Here is a 20,543-nt window from a genome sequence, read left to right as displayed (position 1 = left end):
ATTAGAATATCTTAATTATACACGAATGAATGTTCGTGCAAATGAAAAAGGAGAAATATTTAGATATTTATTTCACAGATTCAATTATGTCGCATTTCGAATATTTTTTGAAGCAATGTACTTAAGCTAAAGAAGCAGGAAAGTTTAATAAGGGCTTATGATTTTAAATTTAATTAATCCTTTTGGGTCATAATAAAAATAAAAAGGAGTTACATTAAAATGGAACATAACCCAAAACTTGTTTCTTCGGAAGTTGCAGCCTTGTGGGGTGCTTATATGCAGAACTCAATGGCTTATTGTATCGTTCAGCATTTTGACAATATAAATGAAGATGCCGATAGTACAGCTCTTCTTCAAACTGCTCTAACAACTTGTAATTATGTCGTAAAAGAGGTTAAACAAATCTTTGAAAAAGAAAATCATGCAATACCTATTGGATTTACACAAGAAGATATAAACTTAAATGTAGGTCGAGTCTATTCAGACCTTTTTGCCTTGCGATATATTAAATACATGGCGGCAGCTGGAACAGCAGCAGCTGCAGCTTTACTTGAAGTATTGGCTCGAAAGGATGTTAGAGAATTTTTTTCTACAACTTCCGAAATGTTTATGAAACTTTACAATAATGCATGCGACCTATTACTGAAAAAAGGTGCTTTTATCCGTTCACCAACCATAGCACCAATGGAGAAAGCCGAATACCTTCAGAGTGAATCATTCCTATCGGGATTAATAGGCAAACATCGCCCTTTAACTGTTATTGAATTAGCCCATATTTCTAAAAATACGGAAACTAACTCAATTGGTAGAACGTTTGTAGCGGGTTTTTCCCAAACTGCTAAATCACCTGAAGTTAGAAAGTATATGGAAAGAGGCACGGAAATAGCAGCAAAGCATGAAACTGTTTTTAGAGAAATTTTAGTAGAAGATGGAGTGCCGTTGCCAAGTTCATGGGATTCAACCATTTCTCAATCAATTGATGCACCATTTTCAGATAAGCTAATGATGTTTCATATTTTAGGTCTAAATGAACTTAGTGTCGCTGGATACGGAGCTGCAATTGGTACGAGCCTAAGAATGGATTTAGGCGGACATTATAAAAGATTAGTGGCTGAAATACTTCAATATGGGAATGATGGAGTTAAAATGATGATTGAAAACAGGTGGTTGGAACAACCACCACAAAATGTAGATAGGGAAGCACTTAGGAACAGAAGTATTTAAATGTAAAAAAAATAGTGACGACAGCAGGGATGCAAAAGCATCGCTGCTAATTTTGTTATGTGTTATAAGTTAATCTCTTAAATAACATATTATAGTGAATGTTTTCACTTAAACTAAAGAGCAGGATAGTTGAAGAAGGAATAACTACTTTATGTTGGAATTATCCATTAAATTAAGAAGCTAATTAAAAATATACCCCTCACTAATGAGGGGTATATCCTATTTATCTTGTGCAAGTTCTTTTCTATTGGGAGCAAGTGGTGGCTGTTCTAACCACTTGTTTTTCACCATAATATCGAACCAGTTTTTGGTAATTCCTAATGTTTTTAGAATTGCTTTTTCATAAGCTACAGCTAGGTCTGTTCGCATGGATCCTGCTAGACCTGTCCCGTAATATACTTGTGCAGTTTGAGCCAAGAAACCCATATGATACAACATTAATTTATCTGAAAAAGGAGAGTCTTTTGACGTTGTAACCTCTGATTCCCACGACATTGGAACTGGCAAATTATCCTTGTGCATAATTTTTGAAAGGGCTTGTAGGTTTTCATCTGCCGCTTTTTCTAATTCCTCAAAAAACTTTCTTACTTCTTTCGATTCTGTGACTTGACTGAATCCGATTGAAAGAGCTTTTGCCATAATGCCCTTTTTAATGTTAAGAGAAATACTGATTATTTCTGAAGCAGATAAAAGTCTCCCTTTTCCGAAGAATCCATCAGTAAAATCTTTGGTAGAAATAAATTCAGGGCCCTCGTTAGGATAGAAATAGGGGTCTCTTTGGAATTTTCCTTTTTTAAGCAATAACTCAATGGTTAAATCGTACATACTTTTTGCATCATTATCACATGAATTGTAAAATTCCCGTATGTCCTTTCTGACAGAAACACTTAAAGCAGTTGTATGACCCAACAAACCATGTATAGTCATAATATGTAAATAATTCAAGCAGAATGTGTCAGAAAACAATCTCTCTGCACTTTTATTAAGGTCGGACTCAGTAAATCCAATGGGAACTGGAAATCCATCTTTCTCAATGAATGAAACAAGCTGCTTCTTTTGCTTTTCCCATGTTTCAATGGCTATTTCAAAAACTTTTTTTATTGATTCGTCTTCTAAAATAGAAATCATATACCTATTTACTATCTCGGTCATTGTTCCGTTTACATACTCCCCCCATAGTGTTCCTATTTCGGAAGATGTAAGTTTTAAATTATCATTTTCCATTTGTTCTCACCTCTTCAGTATTTTTTACCAATACAGAAATAGGTATGCATTTCTTTGGACTTAAACCTTTTAGATGATTAGTTGAGTAGTTTCTTGTTGAACTAACGGGTAGCTTGAGTTCAAGAAGGATTGCAGCGGCAATCCCCGTTGTTCTATACAAGCCCCCGTTAACTCTTTGCAATGTTACTTTGAATTCAGAAAGGACGGACCCTGTGGTCACGGTTCTTTTTTTTACACTTGGGAATAGTATTTTTCTAAGGGGTGTACCTTATGGAATTATTAATATTGATTATATTACTGTTATTAATATTTGTTATCTTTTTATTCACTCGAAAGGACAAGGATCAAGTAATAGAGAGTTTTTCCCTAGGAGACTTTTTACATCAAAGCTATTTTGAACACAAGGATACAACTATTATCACCAAGATCAATGATTACTTCGATTCTGATGATGATGGCAGTGGAGACGGGATCGATGATGGCGATGGTGGTGAGTAGTAATAAACCAATGAAGTAATCATTCTTTCCCACAACGGCTTAATCTTATCTGGGTTTGCTACTTCATTGAAGATCCATGGAGTTTCGGTGGATAAAATTTCACATATAAGTTTAACTGCCTGTTTGTGTTTTTGGGGTGTAATATTCTTATAGATTCGTTTAGTTAAACTGACTAGTTCAATGGGAAGTGAAGTTTCAATTGTTTTCATACCCAATTGTGCTCTGTTTGGATTGTATTTGTGCAGTAACACTCTTGAAAAATGCGTCATGACATGATGGAGCATAGTAACTGACCATAACTCATTACCTCGGGCAGATGATGTTTTATACTGAAAAAGGAACCACGCAATATCGTCCACAGCGTCTTGAAACTCAGCTTTTGATAGTTTTAGATTCTGTTTTTGTTTGAATTTATCTAATTTATTATATGGATCATAAAGGACTTTTATATAATCCTTCTCGATATATGTATGTTCTGTAACGGTAAAAAAGTCAACATGCACTAAATTCTCATAGACTGCTAGTATTTGCGGAGCCACAATAAATATATCATCGTGAAATAGTAGTTTGTTATAGGACGCTAAATGTTGGATCCTGCTTTGATTGAATTCTTCTACATCTTCTTCATTTACCAAACAATACATATCGATATCTGAAAACTCGTCCTGTTCACAGCGTCCTATCGAACCTTTTAAAAAAATCGACTGGACCCTTTTATCCTGTTGAAGGCTATTTGATATCGCCGCTATAGCATCCTCTAAGATCATAATCTGTCACCCTTCCTATTTTTGGTTATTAAAAAAGTTTATAATATTCAATTGTAAGTTGCAATCCTCATTTGAAAAAGTGGAATAATGTTTTTAAATGAAAAGTCGAAATTTGGAACCTTTCCATGTCTGTTCCGTATAATTGGCATAATAATATGACAGAGGTAGATAAATTAACAAATAATGGAGATAAAATTAATGAAAATCAAAATGATCATTTTTCTAACATCAACAAAAGAACAAATCGAAAATATTCGAACGGAAATCGTTATGAAAACGGTAGAATCATCGATTCGTCCTGTTAAAGGAGATATTATTGATGATCCAGGATTTGATTCAAGGTTTCATAATGGATATGAAGTTGTAAAAGTTACAATCAATTATGTTGAAAATAAATGCTATGTTTCTTTACATCCACTAGCAATAGAAATAGAGGAAATCAGTATCGGGGACTATATAAACAAACTTGTTGCAAATGAATGGCGAATTGTTTCAAAAGAATAATTATTGGTGTAGATGAATTTTTAATGAATATCAACAATATAGGAACAATACAAGATAGACTGGATTATTACATAAAGGAAACTATGGAGTTTTACAAATAAAATCCTATTACATTAGTAATGAAAAAGAGTAAAACTCAAAATAATTACAATGCAATTCTCGTTCCTTTCTTATCTGTTTCATATTTTCATTATGATGATTTTTCACGATACATGAATAGCAGCAGCGACACTTCATCAAGTTGTACAAGTTGTGGGTCGGCTAGCTCTTGTAGTAGTTCATCCTCGTCTTGTAATTCCTGCTCAAGCTGTGGCGGGGGTGGAGATTAATAGAAGATGCTTTTAAGGTTTAATTTCTTATACAGTATTAAATCAGACCTTCTTTTCGGAGGCGCCAAAACTAAATCCTGCGCGTACTTTGATTAAAGGTGTGCTCTGTGGTGTCCGAATCGAAGACATTGAGGAACCAACGATGAAGGAAATTCGCTATTTGGATAAGCTGATCGATGAGTTAGCAATAGGAAAAGCTTGGAGAAGATTTTGCGGACTTAATAAGTAAAAATGACGAAACACTGTATTTTAAAAGAATTTCTTTACATGCTCGTTAATAGTAAATTATAATTTGAATGGATAATTAAGATAATTAAAAAATCTCAGGAATAGGAGGTGTAAGGAAATGCTTAGTGGTTTACAATTTATAGTTAATTTTATAGTAGAAGTTCGTTCCATCACATATGTACTTTTGTTTAACGGGAGCAGTGTGCGCTGTTTTAATTATAAATTGATGGATCAACCATAAGTTTTCCTTACCCATTCTTTCATTTATTTTAAAAGCCGTGGGCAGGTTTAACTTGCTCACGGCTTTTTGTGCTCTTCTAATGCGTTGAAAAATAAGTCTGACAAAATTGATGTCAGTGAGAAATGAGGAAAACGAATTGAAAATGAGTTTACTTACCTTTCGAAACATGGATCGTAATATTTGGATTCGTTTTATCGGTGAATCGATTAATGGTATTGCGATGATGATGTTAATGCCCTTTTTCGCTTTATATATGAGTGATAAGGTGGATCATTTTTGGCAAGTGGGTGTTGTGATGGCGATGGGGCCAATTGCCGGAGTGCTTGGTTCCTTAATAGGTGGTAAGCTTGCAGATCAATATGGCAGGAAGCCCATTATGATTGTTTCAATGGTTGGAAATGGACTGGTTATGCTTGGCTTTATTTTTTTCGATGGCTTCTATCCTTTCTTAGTGATTTCGAGTTTTTTCGGCTTGTTTAATTCTCTTTTTCATCCTGCGGCATCAGCCATGGTGGCTGATGTGACGGATGAAGAGGGAAGGACGGAAGCATATGGTTTGCTGCGAATGGGACACAATATTGGAGCAGCAATCGGTCCATTGCTTGGAGCATCCGTTGTGTTTTTATCAAAATCAGTTATTTTTATGATTGCTGCTTCATCCGTTTTTGTTTACTCTCTATTTTTAGCACTCTTGCTTTCAGAAACTCTACCGAAAAATGAACGGAAAAAGAATACGAAAGATCTTGAGGAAGGGGAGAAACTTCCATCTATTTTTACGGTGCTCTTCAAAGATAAAATTTTATTTTTCTATATTATGACGGGAATTGTTATTTCGATGGGATTCTCACAAACGGAAGGGATGCTTCCACTTCATTTTAACCAACAATTGCCGGCACTTTCCGATGCCCAAAATCCATATCCTTATTTAATGGCTTTTAACGGAGCTCTGGTGGTTTTCTTCCAATTTGCGATATCGAGATGGGCTAGTAAGCGTAAACTTGGAAAGGTCATGTTATATGGATCAGTTTTATTTGGTTTTGGGCTGCTTGCAGTAGGATGGCTGCCAATCTTTTTTACAAAGCTCCAGTTTTCCTATTGGAGTATTCTTTTAGTTCTTATCATTATTTATGGAATTTACACACTAGGGGAAATGCTCTTATCCCCGGTACAAATGACATTTGTCGCGAATATTGCACCTGAACATTTACGTGGTACCTATATGGGGGCAGCAAGTCTTCAGTGGATCGTTGGTAGTGCAGTCGGTCCAATAGTTGCAGGATTTTTGCTTGATGATCATCTTGGTCAGGTTCTATTTACGTTTCTAGGAATAGGTTGTATGGTTGCCGGTATTATTTATTTATCACTTGATAGATGGGTATCCGAAGCGAAGGAAAAGAATCTGACCCTTCATGGTAAAAAGGAAGTTACAGCAAGTAGAACGAATTTAACATAGCTATATACCAGCTCTACTTGAGTATTTTTCTTTCCTGAAGAAGAGCGATTGTAAAGGAAGTGCAGTCGGTTCTTGTGTTAAGAAACAAAATGAGGTTGAACTTTCTTAGGTAATGGAGGGGCAATTATGATGATAATTAGAGCTGTTAAACAAGAAGAATATAGTTTTATCGAAGATTTTGTTTATGAAATATTCAAGAATACGAGCTATTCAGATGGTGTAGTTGAAAAATCTCTTGTAAGAGAGATTCGGGAGAAACAATATTACATCCCACAATTAGATTTAGTTGCTGAGGAGAACGGAGAAATTATAGGACACTTTATACTTTCAAAACTTCCAATAAGTAATAAATATGAAAACGATATTTTAATGTTATCCCCCGTCTCTGTGGCAATTAAAAAGCAACGGCAAGGTGTTGGCAAGTTTATGTTACAGGAAGGTTTTAAATTAGCTTCGGAAAGAGGATATAAGGGTATTATTGTTGAAGGAGATTTTAGATATTATCGACGCTTTGGATTTAGAACATCAACTGAGTTCGGTATTTATGCGTCCAATAAAAACTTACCGCCATCCAAGGAGAATTTAATGGCAATGGAGTTGTGTAAAGATGGGTTGAAAAACATCTCCGGTGAAGTTAACTATACAATTTATCATTCATTAACACATTGAAATTTATTTACCACTTCAAATACTAATGGGTGTGTTAATCTAGTCAAGATTAACCACCTTTTTTTTGTTGGGTTTCTTAATATTTTACTAACTGGCAGGTTGTTAAAAAAGGAAATTTCTTTTAGTTCTAGAATATAGATGTTAAATAACCTTAAATTTTTTCGGAAGTGGTGGGATTCATAAGTCAAAACTTTACTTTCTCTTTAGATAATAAAATGGAAATAGGTATAATCGACAGATTACGGAGCGAGGGTTGTATTTTTGCAGAAGCAGAAACACAGTTACTTATCTCACAGGCTGGCAGTATCGAGGATTTAATGAAAATGGTAGAAATACGAGCCAGTGGCGTACCACTTGAATACGTACTTGGATTTACAAAGTTTTGTGGGTTGCGGATAGAAGTAGAACAGGGAGTTTTTGTTCCACGTAAACGTACGGAGTTTCTGGTTCAGCAGGCAGAAGCATTGACCCACATTTGTGATATTGTTGTTGATTTATGTTGTGGGTCTGGTGCGGTTGGTGCTGCAATTGCAACTGACTTGAATAAGATTGTATTACACTCCGTTGACATTGATCCTGTCGCAGTAAAATGTTCTTCCCGCAACATATCTAACATTGGTGGTCACGCTTATCAAGGAGACTTGTATAAGGCATTACCCCATACATTAAGAGGTCGTGTGAACATAATAGTTGCAAACGCACCTTATGTTCCTACTGATGCAATAAATCTACTTCCTCAGGAGGCACGATTATATGAACCAAAAGTGGCACTTGACGGAGGAAAGGACGGACTAGACCTACAGCGTAAGGTAGCGGAGGAAGCTCCTCAATGGCTTGCCTCTGGAGGGTATCTATTGGTAGAGACGAGCAAAATGCAGGCAGCTCAAACCTTTGAAATTTTTGCTAAAGCTGGATTAACTACCAGAATAGTAAGAAATGAAGAATTGGATGCAACAGTAGTTATTGGAAAAAATTAAGCAAAGAGTAACTAAATAAGTTCCTTCGTCAGCTAAAAGGGGCTAGAGTTGAAGAACGGGGATTGCTTCTGCATCCCTTTTTTTGTTAATAAGCTAAAAGAACAAGAGGTAAAGGGATAGGGCAACAAATCATTAAGGAAATCCTAAAAAATCGCATTTGAAGAACTTCAACTACATAGAGTTAGTCTTGGCGTATTTGATTTTAATCTTTCTGCAATCACCTGTTACGAAAAAGCAGGATTTATAAAAGAGGGTTTACTTCGAGATTCAAGAAAAAATGATGGGAAATAGGCAAATTAGAAAACGAATGGTTGAAAACCAATAAAGTATAGTCTTAAATAACTGAACGGGTACAAGGGGTTGCTGGGGTAATTACTTGCCTTATTAAATTAACGAAACAGTTTACTTCAAGAAGGTAGAACTTTTTGTTAAAATATGGATATAAAAGAGGCAGGAGAGGATACATTTTGGGAAAAGTTATTTTAATATTATTGCTATTGATCAATATTTCCTACTTAGTAAGTTTTCTGGCTTTCTTTGGGGCGTCATTATTAAATAACTTTTGGCTGGGTACTTTTATAGTTAGTTTAATATTATCTATTTATTATTTAATGCGTACTAAACAAAAGGCCTACACCACTTATTTATCAATTACAGTAATAAGTTTTAGTATGGGTTCGTTGGGACTTTACGTTTTTATGTACTATCTCTCCAATCTATTGGGATAGATATTCTATTTAAGTAAGACATTATTTTCAGTTAATTATACTATTAAGCGGGAAAGTATTAGCAAAATTTCTTCCATTACCTGCTTCTTTAGCTCAAAACAAAAAGGCGTCGTAACAGCAGCTCCCTAAACTATAATATGGGGTTGATTTCTTTGGGTGAATTGAAAAAAGTCGTAATTAGATTGATTGAAATTATTGCAATCTTATCTATTGGTTTACTTTTCACGGTATATATTTTAAAACCTATTTACGAGAAATTCGGAGTTCTATTTATTGGAAACGTATGGGTTAATTGGTTTGGAGTTTCTTATATATTTTTCGTCATATACACGTTGATTGTTAGTTTGTGTTTTTCTAAGGAAAGTATTCTCTTTAAAAAGCGACGAACTTCGATAATCTTTTGGCTTATTTTTATTGGTTCAATTATTGTAGTCTTTACCCCTTTTATAAAAGGTGAAAATCCATTCTAAGATGTTAGTACAAAAAGATTAATGAAACTTTGTGGGAACGGTGATAAAAAGTGGGTAGACGGGGAACTGGTGTTGCATTTATAGCTATATCTGCTTTTCTAATTTCAACTAAATATATTAGTGCAGCTATTTTTGGTTCAGGAGTTCTTAGTTGGGATGAGCAGTTGTTTAATGGAATGTTAGAGTATGTTGGAAACCTTCTAAGTAACTTCAGTTTATGGACATTGATAATTGGAATAGGATATATAATTTGGGGGGAATATGACGAATTTAATACGAAAAAGAAAAATATAGATGAATAATATCTATTGAAGTAACGGGCATTACTGGAACATCGTAATGCTTTTTTCTTATTCAACGGGTAGGTTACTATAATTAGAGGAATTGGTAGTTTCTTACCCAAATCAAGGAATATGATTACTTGGAGGACCTCTTACGAGTAACTATTAATTTAATCACGGCGTAATTCTAGTTATTTAAATCCATTAATAATTTATGGACTATGTGTTGTTCAAAATCTTTTGGCTTAACTAATAAATTCCTCTTCTTGACGCAGCTGCAATTATTAGTCCTAATTCATAGAGATAGTACCAATTTGAACTGAATTTGAAAAGGGTTTTTCGCCATATTCATAAATTTATTATTTAATTAATGATACAAATTGACATTACAGTTTAATTTTTATTGAATTAACCAGTAGTTTAGTGAAAAAAGGATTTATTTTGAGTGGTGTAGAATAAAACCTCTTAAAGGAAAATATTGGGGGTGAATTTGTGAGTAAATGCTGTGGGTAATGTAATCTATGCAAATTTAAGTTATGGGGGGGAGAAATTTGTTTAATAACGGTGGCACACTGTTTGCATCGGAGAGTGTATTTGTTCTTTTAACTTTTTTACCTATTATTTTATCTTTAGTTCTTACTGGTTTTGGAATATATTTTTTTATTAAAGTTATTAAGTTCATGAATGCCAAGACAAAATCAGATCAAGAAAGAAATGAGAAGATTGATGAATTAATTAAGGTTGTTAATCAAGGAAGGAATATTGAATAATTTTCGTGTGTTTTTGAACTTGGCGGGGAGCTAGAGCTCAATAACTTTTGGCTACTTAGGTAGCCTTTATTTGTTGTTGCACGATCGTGGCAGTTTAGTTTGAGTGCAATCCTTCACAATTAACATGATTATGTTCGTTACGAAAATATTCATGGTGTTGCTTCTCCCTATAAAATTATCCTTTCCTTTAACGAAAAAAAGACTCCTCCAAATATCAGGAGGAAGCCAAGCTTTTTAACTGACTGTGATAAAAAATTTCTCCGTCAAACTTTTTCAATCACTCTTTCTATATGATAAATATTCTAAAAATCTCTTGGAGGCAAGCGATAGTGATTTTTGTTCTCTCATAGCAACACCAATATTTCTAAAAGCAGGAACTTCAAGCTCTTTCGCTATAATTTTGTGAGGAATACGCTGTAATATCAATTCTGGTAATATACTGATACCTAGCCCATTTTCCACCATAGACATAATGGCATAGTCATCCCATGTTGTAAAATTAACATTCGGTGAAATATAGTGTCTCTCAAAAATTTCGGAGATTTCTGCTTTTGCGCCCTTTTCCAACAGCATAAACGGACTGTTCTGTAAGTCGTTGATGGGAAACTTTTCGCAATTAGCAAGAGGATGATTTAGTGGAATCACTACCAGCAAACGGTCTTGTTCCAAAAAGATTGTTTCAAGTTCTGATTTTATCGGGAGACGCAAAAATCCAAAGTCAACACGCCCATTTAGGATCCAACTCTCAATTTCTGTATAATCACCAAGCAGAAATTCAAAATCTATCATTGGGTAATCCTTCTTAAAAATTTTAATAATGTTAGGGAGCCAATGAGATGCCACGCTGGAAAATGTCCCAATACGAATTATCCCAGATTCCATATTATTTAATTCTTCGATCTGCTTCATTAAGATTTCATACTCATTGCAAATTCGCTTTAATTGGGGCAGTAACTTTAAACCATCCGAGGTTAAATTGATACCGGCACGTCCTCTTTCAAAAAGGAAAATCCCCCACTCCTTTTCTAAATCGTTAATCATACGGCTAATCCCAGACTGTGAATAGTCCAATATTTCGGCAGCTTTTGTAAAACTACCCAATTCTACTGCTTTGACAAATGCCATGTATTTTTGGATATTCATATCTCTTTCCTCATCCCATCTGATTTTGTCATGCATATCATGATAAACATTCGTTTTTGTAATGTATGTGATTATGATATATTTTTACTATTAATTATTCAAGATAGGAAAGAAAAGGGTGAAAACTGATGTTATTTGTGAAAAATATTATGGAAAAAGCTCCAGACAGCTACAAGTCTGATCTACAAGAAACGATCTATGAATCATTGACTAAGTTACTGGTTCCAATTGACCGAGTTAATACAGATGAAGCAATTTCAATTAAGAATCTACGAATTATAAGCTGTTTCACGGATTGATAGGGGGAGATGATGAAATCTAAAATTCAGTTTATATTATCAATGATTATTTTCGGTACAATTGGTTTAGTTGTTCGAAATATTAATCTATCTTCGAGTGAAAGAGCGTTACTAAGCAGTTTCATAGGATGCTTATTTTTACTATTAATATTCTTCATGATTAAGATAAAAATATCATGGAATTTAGTTAGATCTAATGCTTTATTTTTGATTCTTTCAGGTATTGCATTGGGAGGAAATTGGATTTTTCTTTATCAATCGTACGAACTTACGACAATTGCCAATGCAACGCTAGGTTATTACTTTGCACCTGTATTTGTTATGATTCTTTCTCCCGTTATACTTCGGGAACAATTATCCATCAAGAAAATTATGTGTAGTGGTGTAGCAATCATAGGGATGTTAATGATTATAGGAGAAGGCGTGAGAGCATCAAGCTCAGACGATTTTCTTGGACTTACCTTTGGATTAATCGCAGCTGCATTTTATGCTGCGTTATTGCTTCTAAATAAATTTATTAAAGATATGGGGAAGTTAGAGCTGACCATAATCCAGCTTGGGACAACCACTATACTTCTAATGCCATATGTTTTCCTTACCGAAGGCTTAGGTATCTTTGAAGTATCACGCTCTTCCATTCCTTTTATTTTAATTTTAGGGATTATCAATACAGGGATTGGTTTTTGGTTATTTTTCTCTGGCATGGAAGGATTAAAGGGGCAGAGTATAGCTATGCTAAGTTATGTAGACCCATTTGTTGCAATTTTGATTTCTTCAATTATCCTCAAAGAACAAATGACTATTATTCAAATGCTGGGTGGTACACTCCTGTTGGGTTCTACATTTGTTTGTGAAACTAAATTTATTAGAATATCCAAACAGAGCACAAAAATTTTATCGAAATAGTCACCATTAAGTAAATCCATAAATGAAGTAAAGAAATGGTAGTTGAAGATCAAAGAGGAAAGACATTCCTATGGAATGCCTTATCAACAGCTATTTTCTTTAGTAGCAATGTCTCTCACAACATCTTCTAAAGTAACATTTCTTAATACCTTCTCCATTGCCAATTGTGCTGCTGAGAATAATGGTTCAATTGTATTTTGGATGTTCCTACCAACTGGACAATCAGGGTGTGGACTTTCATGTATGCTAAACAACTCTTTCTCCTGTACCACATTGACTGCCTTATATACGTCGAACAGAGTGATACTAGATAATTCCTTTGCGAGTTTAGCACCTGCAATTCCTGGGTGTACCTCTATCAAACCAGCTTTTTTTAGCATTCCCATTAGTTTTCTTATAACGGCTGGGTTTGTGTTAACACTCGTAGCTAAAAATTCAGAAGATGTTACTCCTTCATTATTTAATTCAATTAGAGCCAATATATGAATTCCTACTGCAAATCGGCTGCTGATAGACATGTTCAGTCACCACCTCTATTATAACGATTTCTTATATAATTTTATTTCTTATCATGTAATTGTTTTGATTACAAGTTTATTATACCAAAATACAAACAAAATAATATATGGTATTTTACCTGTTGACAAAATAATTACATGTAACTAAAATGAATACATGTAATCAGTTTTGTTACAGATAAGATTCGACTGGGAGGGAATATTAATGAAAATTTTAGTAACAGGAGCAACAGGAAAATTAGGTTCAAAGGTTGTAGAATCATTATTGAAATCAGTACCTGCAAGTAATCTGGTGGTGAGTGTTCGAAATCCTGAGAAAGCAGAAGGACTACGAAATCTTGGAGTGGAAGTTCGTCAAGGAGATTTTGACCATCCGCAAAACTTAGATCATACTTTTAAAGGGATTGACCGATTATTAATTATTTCTGCCGATGGTGACAATGAAACAAGAATCCAACAACATACTAATGCTGTCCAAGCAGCTGAACGTGCAGGTGTTAAATTTATTGCTTACACAAGTTTAGCCAATGCAACTGAAAGCAAAAATTTAATGGCTCCACCTCATGTTGCGACAGAAGCAGCCATCATTAAGACGGGTATCCCATATTCTTTCTTGCGTAACAATTGGTATTTGGAAAACGAAATCGGAAGCATTCAAGGTGCTATTGCAGGAGCTCCATGGGTAACTTCTGCTGGAGAAGGTAAAGTAGGCTGGGCACTGCAACAAGATTACGCAGATGCAGCGGCAGCAGTTCTAGTTGGAAACGGTCACGAAAATACAGTGTATGAACTTTCTGGTCCTCTTTTAACTCAAGAAGAATTGGCATCTGCTCTTGGTAATGTATTGGGTAAAGAAATACCAGTACAACAAGTTAGTGACGAAAAATATGCAGAGATTATGAAAGGCATAGGTTTACCAGATTTTGTGATTCCAATTGTAGTAGGAATACAAGAAAGTATTCGAAACGGTTCACTAGAAGTTGAAAGCAATGATTTTGAGCAAGTTCTTGGTCGTCCAGTTACACCAATTAACGAAGCACTCAAACAACTAGTTAATGTAATTTCTTAACTAGATATAATTCACTAAAAAAAACCGGCATAAAGTCGGTTTTTTTTTGGATTTATTAATGGAAATTAATTATAAGCTACGCATTGATATAGCAAAAAAAAAATATTTGAAGCAGAATATATTTTGTTAGGTGGTGGCGCAGGGTTAACTGCCGCTGCTGGGATTTATACATAAAGGAAATAAAGAGAAGGTTAGTTTGAGTAAGATTAGAAAGGGTAAACCCAAACTTTGTTGAATTATATGGTAGTAGAACATTTCAAGGGGTGTTATGTATGGGTTTCTTCAATGCAACTAAAGAATTTATTGATAGTCATTATAAAACGCCCAAAGGAATTATTGGTACATATATTGGTGAAAAAATGGTGAGGCAGCACAAGACTGAAACAAATTGGTCATTAGAGCTAATGAATGTTCAACAAGGTGACAGGATTTTAGAGTTAGGGTGTGGGGCAGGATATGCAATTAAATTAATTGTAAAAAAGGAGTTAGCTGAAGTAATCGTCGGTCTGGACATTTCTCCAACCATTATTCAATCAGCAGGAATTAGAAACAAAAAGGCAATAAACGAAAAAACAGTAAAACTAGTACAAGCAAATTTCAAAAAGTTGCCCTTTTATAATGATAGTTTCAATACCGTCTTCAGTATCCAAACTATTTATTTTTGGACGGATATAACTGCGACAGTATCAGAAATTTTTAGAGTTCTAAAGCCAAAAGGAGTGGTAATCCTTACCTTTTCTGACGGGAAAGGAGATGAAGCTTGGGATGGCATAAGAAGTATTACTGAAAATCAAGTCATTCCGTCTATGAAGAATGCAGGATTTAGTGACGTTTCTTTTGTCAGAGGTCCAGATTCAAGAGGATATCATACCGTTGCGGTTAGGGGAACTAAGCAATAAATTTACATTTCAGTATTTTTTTTCACTAACTGGGCGAGTCAAATTTAGTTAAATTTCTTAAAAACTGTACGCTATAAAACTAACCATTCTTATTATATAAACAATGACATGAATGTAGGCATTTTTTCATACTATATTTTTGAGAGGTGATGAAATGCCAAGAGTAAGGGCTAGAAGTCATGAAGTAGATGAAATGGCAAGAATGATGAGAGCAGAAGCAGAAGGCGAAGGGCAGCAAGGAATGTTATATGTTGGAAATGTAATAATAAATCGTGTTGTAGCAGAATGCTTAGATTTCAAAAGTGTAAACAATATTCATGATGTGATATTTCAAGTACAAGGAGGAAACTTTTCTTTTGAAGCAGTGCAAAAAGGGAATGTATTTTATCAAAGATCAAGAACTGCTGAAAGAAGATTAGCACAACAAAATATAAATAGTTGGAGAGATCATCCTGCGAAATTTGCTCTTTGGTATTTTAATCCAACGTCGCCAGGGTGTCCTCCTACATGGTACGATCAACCTCATACTGGTGCATTTAAAGAACATTGTTTTTATGAACCAAAACCTGGAACATGTGATAGTGTTTATAGAGGTTAGGCTTACTCTTTGAGTAAGCTTTTTTACATAATTAGAACATTTGTAATGAACTGGTATTATTTCTATGGGTACTTTCCTGAAGATTCACAATATCAAGGACTGGTACCGATTTTGGTCATAATCTGCTCATCTAAATAGTAAAAATGGTATAAGGATTGTTTTTTCCATATCAATGATTTGGTTAAAAATTCTTCTAAATTTTACAACCTAGATAATTAGCTTACTAAGGAGGCGTGTTTCGTGAAATCGATTGGAATCTTGGGCGTCGGTCAAGCAGGTGGAAATATAGCGGAAATTGCATCAGCCTTGAATTTTCCAACAGCTCTCATTAATACAAATCAACGTGATGGTATTGTAAACACCCGGGTAGAAAAAAAGTTATTTGTTCCAGGATACAATGGAGCAGGTCAAGATCGTTCTTTAGGATTACGGGCACTTCAAGAGCACTATAAGGAAATTATTGATTTTGTTAACAGCTCCTTTAAAAACATTAAGCTTTTGCTAGTGGCTTTTTCAACGGACGGTGGCACGGGGTCCGGGATGAGTCCGATGTTAATTGATCTGTTAATCGATCAGCTGCCTGGAATCAAGGTGGGGGCGATCGCGATTATCCCTGAACGAAATGTATTGGCGGGGAATCGCATTAATACCGCGGAGTGTATCGAAGAACTTTCCAATATTGAAGGTATTTCTTCAGTATTCCTCGTCGACAATGACCAAATGCGTAAACAGAAACCACAATCAAGTAAACACGAAATTTACCTATCTGCTAATCTTCAAGCCATAGAGGCTATAAATCATCTTCTGAAAATCACAAAGAAAAGCTCATTCTTTGGCAATTTTGATGAAACAGATTTAATGAATATCCTTGGTTCTAGAGGCGTAACGATTATCTCTTCCGCTCCCATTACGGATGCGAAAAATACTTCTGAAGTCTCAAAGAAAGTCCAGGTTTCTTGGGAGAACTCAATTTTCTGTCCTGTTGAATCACAAGGCGTGATTCGAGCTGGTCTTATCTATGAGGGGCCAGAGAACATTTCAAAGCTGATTAATGTACCCTCGATCTTTGAAAGAGTGGGGGAACCGCTGCAATTATTTGAAGGAACATACATCACAGAATCTGATCCTACGATCACAACCGTTCTTGCTGGACTATCCTTCCCAACACGCCGGATGCTCTCCGTAGAAGAATCGATTGAGAAAAATAAAGAACGACTACAGAACCTTGTAAAAAAGGAAAATACACAAAATTACGAATCTGGAATTAGATGGGCTTCCAACTTAAAGCTGATGAAACAGGAAAGAAAGCCAGTATCTATCACTTCTAAATTAAGTAAGTATCAGAAGTAATTAGGATCTTATTCCGTACTTAAAATGAATGTTGAGTAAAAGGAAACACATGTGGAAGAACCAATCCGATGTGTTTCTTTTTTTTATATTAATAGATATGAATGTATCATTATTTTTGATGTACAAGCCGTATTCGGAGCTCTCAAAATATTTTTGTTAATATTCAGAATATTGTTGACATAAATAAATAATAGAAATATACTTTAGTTAATCGATTAACTAAAAGTTGGTGAGCAATTTGAAGAATCCTACATTAAAAGAAGTGGCAAGTCTGGCTCAGGTTTCGACTGCAACAGTATCAAATGTTATTAACAACACAAAACATGTAAGTGCAAGTGTAAGGAAACAAGTTTTTGATGCAATGGAAGCGCTTAATTATAAACCAAACGAGATTGCAAAAAGTCTAAGAGTGCAACAATCTCGTTTAATCGGGATATTAATTTCTGATATTTCCAATGATTTCATATCCAAAGTTGTAAAAGGCATCGAGAACACATTATCCGAAATAGGATATAACGTACTTCTATGTAGCACTGATTCTGATTTTGAGAAGGAAAAAGAATACCTTAATGTATTCATGGGGAAAAGGATTGATGGTTTAATCATCTCATCCTCCGGAACAGGAGATTATGAGCATTATGAGGATTTATTAAAAGCCAAGGTACCTGTTGTATTTTTAAATCGCTGTCCAGATCATTTTCCTTCCAATATGGTCATGACGAATAACATTAAGGGTGCCTATATTGCTACTGAACACCTTATCAAACATGGTCATAAAAAAATTGGCATTATTACAGGTCCACTCCATTTTAGTACTGGACGTGATCGCTTTAAAGGATATCAAAGAGCACTTGATGATTATGGTATTCCTTTTAGAAAAGAGCTTGTATTTGAAGGTCATTTCAATATTGAAAGCGGTTACGAATTAACTAAAAAATTATTTGAAGAAAATATGGAAGTAGAAGCCTTATTTATTTCTAATAATTCAATGTCACTAGGAGCGTATAAGTATATTAAAGAACAGGGTATTAAAATACCAGAAGAAATCGCCATTTATGGTTACGATGACCCGGAGTGGGCGGATATTGTTGATCCACCACTATCAGGGATTAAACAACCAGCGTTTGAGTTAGGGGTATATGCAGCAAATAAAATCATAAACACCATTCAAGGTAATTGTGCCGAGTCTGGTAGCATCAAGTACTTGGATCCAGAAATGATAGTTAGAAAATCATGTGGGTGTTGATTTTTGTTTTTAATCGTTTAACTTATTTTTTAAAATTTTCTTGTTAAACGATTAACTATAAATTTTAAAAAAAACTAAAAGGATGGGTTAACAGATGAAGATTGCAGTCGGAGGAGATCACGCAGGTTTTCCATTGAAGGGGTATGTGATTGAGGTATTAAAAGAGTTAGGACATGAAGTAACAGACTGTGGCAGTTTTGACCCCAATCCAATCGACTTCCCGGATATTACTAAAGTTGTTTGTGAAATGGTTCGAAGAAATGAAGCGGAAAAGGGAATTCTTGTATGCGGAACGGGAGTAGGAGCTTCCATTGCAGCAAATAAAATTCCTGGGATTCGTGCTTCTGTTTGTCATGATATCTATTCATCACACCAATGTGTAGAGCATGATGATGTGAATGTGATGTGTATAGGTGCTCAAATTATTGGTCCTGCGTTAGTGAGAGAATTAGTGGATTCTTTTCTAACGGCGGAGTTCAGCACAGCTGTAGAATTTAGAAGAAGAGTTGAGAAGCTTGCAATCATGGAAAAGGAATATGCCAAACAGTTAATAGAAGTTAATAAAAAATAGGGGGATGGAATGATGAAGATGAAGAAGGCGCTTACTGTTTTTTCAAGTTTACTTTTGACAGCTAGTTTGGCCGCGTGTGGTGGATCACAGGATACTTCAAAACAATCAAACTCAAATACTAGTAATGAAGAAGTAATGAACATTAAACTTGGGCACGTTACCAATGACCAATCTGCAATACATAAAGGCTCCATTAAATTTAAAGAATTGGTTGAGGAAAAATCGGATGGGAAAATGATCGTAGAAGTTATCCCTGGCGGGCAGCTTGGAAGTGAAAAAGACTTGATTGAAAGTACACAAATTGGAACGATACAAATTACGATTCCTTCCGCAGCCGTTCTTTCAAACTTTGTTCCTAAAGCATCCGTTCTAACTTTACCTTATGTAATCGAAGGGAAAAATGAACGTGAGAAATACAAAACGTTTGTAGAGCTTGCCAAAACAGATGCATATAAAGAAATTGGAGCACAGGCAGAAACCGTTAATTTGGTAGCGTTTCCCGAAGCTGTTTGGTGGGTGGGGGATCGTCATTTAACTACTGCCGAAAATCCTGTAAAGAAACCAGAAGATATGAAGGGCTTGAAGGTTAGGACACCTGATGCTAAGGCCCATACAGAACCTTTTAGAATTATGGATGCTAACGTTACTCCTATGAATATTGCTGAAGTTTATATGTCTCTGAAAACTGGAACAATTGAAGCTCAAGAAAATTCGGTTAATCAAATTTATACCAATAAGTTCTATGAAGTACAAAAGTATGTTAATCTTACTGGTCATATGACACAGAACGAACTACCCGTTGTAAGCAAACAATGGTTTGATAGTTTAAATGATGAACAGAAGAAAATTATCACCGATGCCATGAATGAATCTGGAGAATATATGTCCGAGCTTCAGTTAACCGCTAACGAAAAAGAATTAGAGATTTTAAAAGAAAATGGAATGGAAGTTGTAGAGGTTGATATCGAGGCATTTAAAAAAGCAACAGCTGATACGTATAAATCTTTTGAGGATCAAGTAGGAAAAGATTATTACGAAAAAATCATCGCTGCTCAAAAGTAAAAGACATTCACTATTTGGAGTGATGACCTGATGAAAAATATGAAGTTTTTATTAAATGTTGAGGAAATTTTTAGTTGTATCTTCTTTATCATTATGTGTATTTCCGTCGCTCTCGGAGTTTTTGCCCGATTTTTTGAAATTGCTTTAGTATGGACCGATGAATTGGCAAGGTATACGTTTATTTGGTCAGTACTCCTGGGCACTGTCGTAGCTTATAAACACAAAAAGCATATTGTCATTGATTTAGTAGGAAATTTTTTCCCTAAGACCATTCGTCTAATCATGCATATACTCATCCACGTCGCGTTACTCGCTTTATTTTTCACCCTAGTCAGATATGGATGGAATTTAACTCTACAAACCTGGAATGTACCAACTACCAGTTTACAGATTCCAACAGGACTTGTTTATCTGTCCGTTCCATTATCTAGCTTTCTACTAATTATTTATACTTTAAAAGAACTATATCTGACCACAATCAAAGGGATTAGCAATCCATTATAGGAAGGAGAACAATAT

At 35.0% G+C, this 20,543-nt stretch carries 21 protein-coding genes and 2 pseudogenes; 19 read left to right on the top strand and 4 right to left on the bottom strand.

The window, feature by feature from the left end:
- Positions 1–219: 219 nt before the first annotated feature.
- Entirely contained in the window at positions 220–1,224 is a 1,005-nt protein-coding gene (locus tag ABC255_RS16415) for a DUF3231 family protein (RefSeq protein WP_412995103.1), read from the top strand.
- A 219-nt stretch (positions 1,225–1,443) separates the two neighbouring features.
- Here ABC255_RS16415 and ABC255_RS16410 read toward each other — a convergent pair whose 3' ends face one another.
- Both ABC255_RS16410 and ABC255_RS16405 read right to left on the bottom strand, forming a co-directional pair.
- Complete coding sequence (locus ABC255_RS16410) at positions 1,444–2,448, bottom strand: DUF3231 family protein (RefSeq protein WP_412995102.1); 1,005 nt, start codon at positions 2,446–2,448, stop codon at positions 1,444–1,446.
- A 434-nt stretch (positions 2,449–2,882) separates the two neighbouring features.
- The gene (locus ABC255_RS16405; protein ID WP_412995100.1) at positions 2,883–3,713 is read right to left on the bottom strand and encodes a nucleotidyltransferase domain-containing protein; all 831 of its coding nucleotides are present in this window, start codon (positions 3,711–3,713) and stop codon (positions 2,883–2,885) included.
- Positions 3,714–3,911: 198 nt separating this feature from the next.
- Here ABC255_RS16405 and ABC255_RS16400 point away from each other — a divergent pair, with 198 nt between their 5' ends.
- The 8 genes and pseudogenes from ABC255_RS16400 to ABC255_RS16365 all read left to right on the top strand — a co-directional run bounded on the left by ABC255_RS16400 (position 3,912) and on the right by ABC255_RS16365 (position 10,363).
- Entirely contained in the window at positions 3,912–4,217 is a 306-nt protein-coding gene (locus tag ABC255_RS16400) for a hypothetical protein (protein ID WP_412995098.1), read from the top strand.
- Positions 4,218–4,589: 372 nt separating this feature from the next.
- Positions 4,590–4,768 (top strand): annotated as a pseudogene (locus ABC255_RS16395) (DUF2200 family protein); the annotation flags it as partial.
- A 383-nt stretch (positions 4,769–5,151) separates the two neighbouring features.
- A complete protein-coding gene (locus tag ABC255_RS16390; protein ID WP_412995096.1) occupies positions 5,152–6,468 on the top strand; it encodes an MDR family MFS transporter in 1,317 nt (438 codons plus the stop codon).
- Positions 6,469–6,594: 126 nt separating this feature from the next.
- Positions 6,595–7,137, top strand: a complete 543-nt coding sequence (locus ABC255_RS16385; protein WP_412995095.1) for a GNAT family N-acetyltransferase — start codon at positions 6,595–6,597, stop codon at positions 7,135–7,137.
- A gap of 215 nt (positions 7,138–7,352) precedes the next feature.
- Positions 7,353–8,114 carry a putative protein N(5)-glutamine methyltransferase gene (locus ABC255_RS16380; RefSeq protein WP_412995094.1) on the top strand — a complete coding sequence of 254 codons (762 nt, stop codon included), beginning with the start codon at positions 7,353–7,355 and terminating at the stop codon, positions 8,112–8,114.
- A gap of 98 nt (positions 8,115–8,212) precedes the next feature.
- Positions 8,213–8,446: pseudogene (locus ABC255_RS16375) on the top strand (GNAT family N-acetyltransferase); the annotation flags it as partial.
- Between the two features lie 916 nt (positions 8,447–9,362).
- Positions 9,363–9,614, top strand: a complete 252-nt coding sequence (locus ABC255_RS16370) for a hypothetical protein (RefSeq protein WP_412995093.1) — start codon at positions 9,363–9,365, stop codon at positions 9,612–9,614.
- A gap of 530 nt (positions 9,615–10,144) precedes the next feature.
- Positions 10,145–10,363, top strand: coding sequence for a hypothetical protein (locus tag ABC255_RS16365; protein ID WP_412995091.1), 219 nt, complete (start codon positions 10,145–10,147; stop codon positions 10,361–10,363).
- A 273-nt stretch (positions 10,364–10,636) separates the two neighbouring features.
- On the opposite strand, the gene ABC255_RS16360 is transcribed toward ABC255_RS16365, so the two are convergent.
- The gene (locus ABC255_RS16360) at positions 10,637–11,506 is read right to left on the bottom strand and encodes a LysR family transcriptional regulator (protein ID WP_412995090.1); all 870 of its coding nucleotides are present in this window, start codon (positions 11,504–11,506) and stop codon (positions 10,637–10,639) included.
- Between the two features lie 128 nt (positions 11,507–11,634).
- Between ABC255_RS16360 and ABC255_RS16355 the strand changes: the two genes are divergently transcribed.
- Together ABC255_RS16355 and ABC255_RS16350 are read left to right on the top strand one after the other, a co-directional pair.
- Positions 11,635–11,805, top strand: a complete 171-nt coding sequence (locus tag ABC255_RS16355; RefSeq protein ID WP_412995088.1) for a hypothetical protein — start codon at positions 11,635–11,637, stop codon at positions 11,803–11,805.
- 12 nt (positions 11,806–11,817) lie between these two features.
- Positions 11,818–12,711, top strand: a complete 894-nt coding sequence (locus ABC255_RS16350) for a DMT family transporter (protein WP_412995086.1) — start codon at positions 11,818–11,820, stop codon at positions 12,709–12,711.
- A gap of 83 nt (positions 12,712–12,794) precedes the next feature.
- Here ABC255_RS16350 and ABC255_RS16345 read toward each other — a convergent pair whose 3' ends face one another.
- The gene (locus ABC255_RS16345; protein ID WP_412995085.1) at positions 12,795–13,229 is read right to left on the bottom strand and encodes an Rrf2 family transcriptional regulator; all 435 of its coding nucleotides are present in this window, start codon (positions 13,227–13,229) and stop codon (positions 12,795–12,797) included.
- A 205-nt stretch (positions 13,230–13,434) separates the two neighbouring features.
- On the opposite strand from ABC255_RS16345, the gene ABC255_RS16340 reads away from it, so the two are divergent.
- The 8 genes from ABC255_RS16340 to ABC255_RS16305 all read left to right on the top strand — a co-directional run bounded on the left by ABC255_RS16340 (position 13,435) and on the right by ABC255_RS16305 (position 20,528).
- Positions 13,435–14,298: an SDR family oxidoreductase gene (locus tag ABC255_RS16340; RefSeq protein ID WP_412995083.1), complete on the top strand. Its 864-nt coding sequence runs from the start codon at positions 13,435–13,437 to the stop codon at positions 14,296–14,298.
- Between the two features lie 272 nt (positions 14,299–14,570).
- Positions 14,571–15,197, top strand: a complete 627-nt coding sequence (locus ABC255_RS16335) for a class I SAM-dependent methyltransferase (RefSeq protein ID WP_412995082.1) — start codon at positions 14,571–14,573, stop codon at positions 15,195–15,197.
- Positions 15,198–15,351: 154 nt separating this feature from the next.
- On the top strand, positions 15,352–15,795 hold the full coding sequence (locus tag ABC255_RS16330; RefSeq protein WP_412995080.1) for a cell wall hydrolase: 444 nt from the start codon (positions 15,352–15,354) through the stop codon (positions 15,793–15,795).
- Between the two features lie 240 nt (positions 15,796–16,035).
- A complete protein-coding gene (locus tag ABC255_RS16325) occupies positions 16,036–17,145 on the top strand; it encodes an FtsZ/tubulin family protein (RefSeq protein ID WP_412995078.1) in 1,110 nt (369 codons plus the stop codon).
- 238 nt (positions 17,146–17,383) lie between these two features.
- Positions 17,384–18,391: a LacI family DNA-binding transcriptional regulator gene (locus ABC255_RS16320; protein ID WP_412995077.1), complete on the top strand. Its 1,008-nt coding sequence runs from the start codon at positions 17,384–17,386 to the stop codon at positions 18,389–18,391.
- A 94-nt stretch (positions 18,392–18,485) separates the two neighbouring features.
- A complete protein-coding gene (gene rpiB / locus ABC255_RS16315) occupies positions 18,486–18,962 on the top strand; it encodes a ribose 5-phosphate isomerase B (RefSeq protein WP_412995075.1) in 477 nt (158 codons plus the stop codon).
- A 12-nt stretch (positions 18,963–18,974) separates the two neighbouring features.
- The gene (locus tag ABC255_RS16310; RefSeq protein WP_412995074.1) at positions 18,975–20,024 is read left to right on the top strand and encodes a TRAP transporter substrate-binding protein; all 1,050 of its coding nucleotides are present in this window, start codon (positions 18,975–18,977) and stop codon (positions 20,022–20,024) included.
- A 30-nt stretch (positions 20,025–20,054) separates the two neighbouring features.
- Positions 20,055–20,528, top strand: a complete 474-nt coding sequence (locus ABC255_RS16305) for a TRAP transporter small permease (protein ID WP_412995072.1) — start codon at positions 20,055–20,057, stop codon at positions 20,526–20,528.
- The last annotated feature ends 15 nt before the right edge of the window (positions 20,529–20,543 follow it).

The organism is Neobacillus canaveralius (genome assembly GCF_047237705.1).
In the GTDB taxonomy this organism is placed as follows: domain Bacteria; phylum Bacillota; class Bacilli; order Bacillales; family Cytobacillaceae; genus Neobacillus; species Neobacillus niacini_K.
This window is presented reverse-complemented; position numbering and strand designations above follow the sequence as displayed.

Coding starts and splice junctions, on each gene's coding strand:
- ABC255_RS16380 (WP_412995094.1), top strand. CDS start 7,353: ATGGAAATAGGTATAATCGACAGATTACGGAGCGAGGGTTGTATTTTT.
- ABC255_RS16415 (WP_412995103.1), top strand. CDS start 220: ATGGAACATAACCCAAAACTTGTTTCTTCGGAAGTTGCAGCCTTGTGG.
- ABC255_RS16335 (WP_412995082.1), top strand. CDS start 14,571: ATGGGTTTCTTCAATGCAACTAAAGAATTTATTGATAGTCATTATAAA.
- ABC255_RS16330 (WP_412995080.1), top strand. CDS start 15,352: ATGCCAAGAGTAAGGGCTAGAAGTCATGAAGTAGATGAAATGGCAAGA.
- ABC255_RS16305 (WP_412995072.1), top strand. CDS start 20,055: ATGAAAAATATGAAGTTTTTATTAAATGTTGAGGAAATTTTTAGTTGT.
- ABC255_RS16400 (WP_412995098.1), top strand. CDS start 3,912: ATGAAAATCAAAATGATCATTTTTCTAACATCAACAAAAGAACAAATC.
- ABC255_RS16385 (WP_412995095.1), top strand. CDS start 6,595: ATGATGATAATTAGAGCTGTTAAACAAGAAGAATATAGTTTTATCGAA.
- rpiB (WP_412995075.1), top strand. CDS start 18,486: ATGAAGATTGCAGTCGGAGGAGATCACGCAGGTTTTCCATTGAAGGGG.
- ABC255_RS16355 (WP_412995088.1), top strand. CDS start 11,635: ATGTTATTTGTGAAAAATATTATGGAAAAAGCTCCAGACAGCTACAAG.
- ABC255_RS16350 (WP_412995086.1), top strand. CDS start 11,818: ATGAAATCTAAAATTCAGTTTATATTATCAATGATTATTTTCGGTACA.
- ABC255_RS16360 (WP_412995090.1), bottom strand. CDS start 11,506: ATGAATATCCAAAAATACATGGCATTTGTCAAAGCAGTAGAATTGGGT.
- ABC255_RS16405 (WP_412995100.1), bottom strand. CDS start 3,713: ATGATCTTAGAGGATGCTATAGCGGCGATATCAAATAGCCTTCAACAG.
- ABC255_RS16410 (WP_412995102.1), bottom strand. CDS start 2,448: ATGGAAAATGATAATTTAAAACTTACATCTTCCGAAATAGGAACACTA.
- ABC255_RS16310 (WP_412995074.1), top strand. CDS start 18,975: ATGAAGATGAAGAAGGCGCTTACTGTTTTTTCAAGTTTACTTTTGACA.
- ABC255_RS16340 (WP_412995083.1), top strand. CDS start 13,435: ATGAAAATTTTAGTAACAGGAGCAACAGGAAAATTAGGTTCAAAGGTT.
- ABC255_RS16345 (WP_412995085.1), bottom strand. CDS start 13,229: ATGTCTATCAGCAGCCGATTTGCAGTAGGAATTCATATATTGGCTCTA.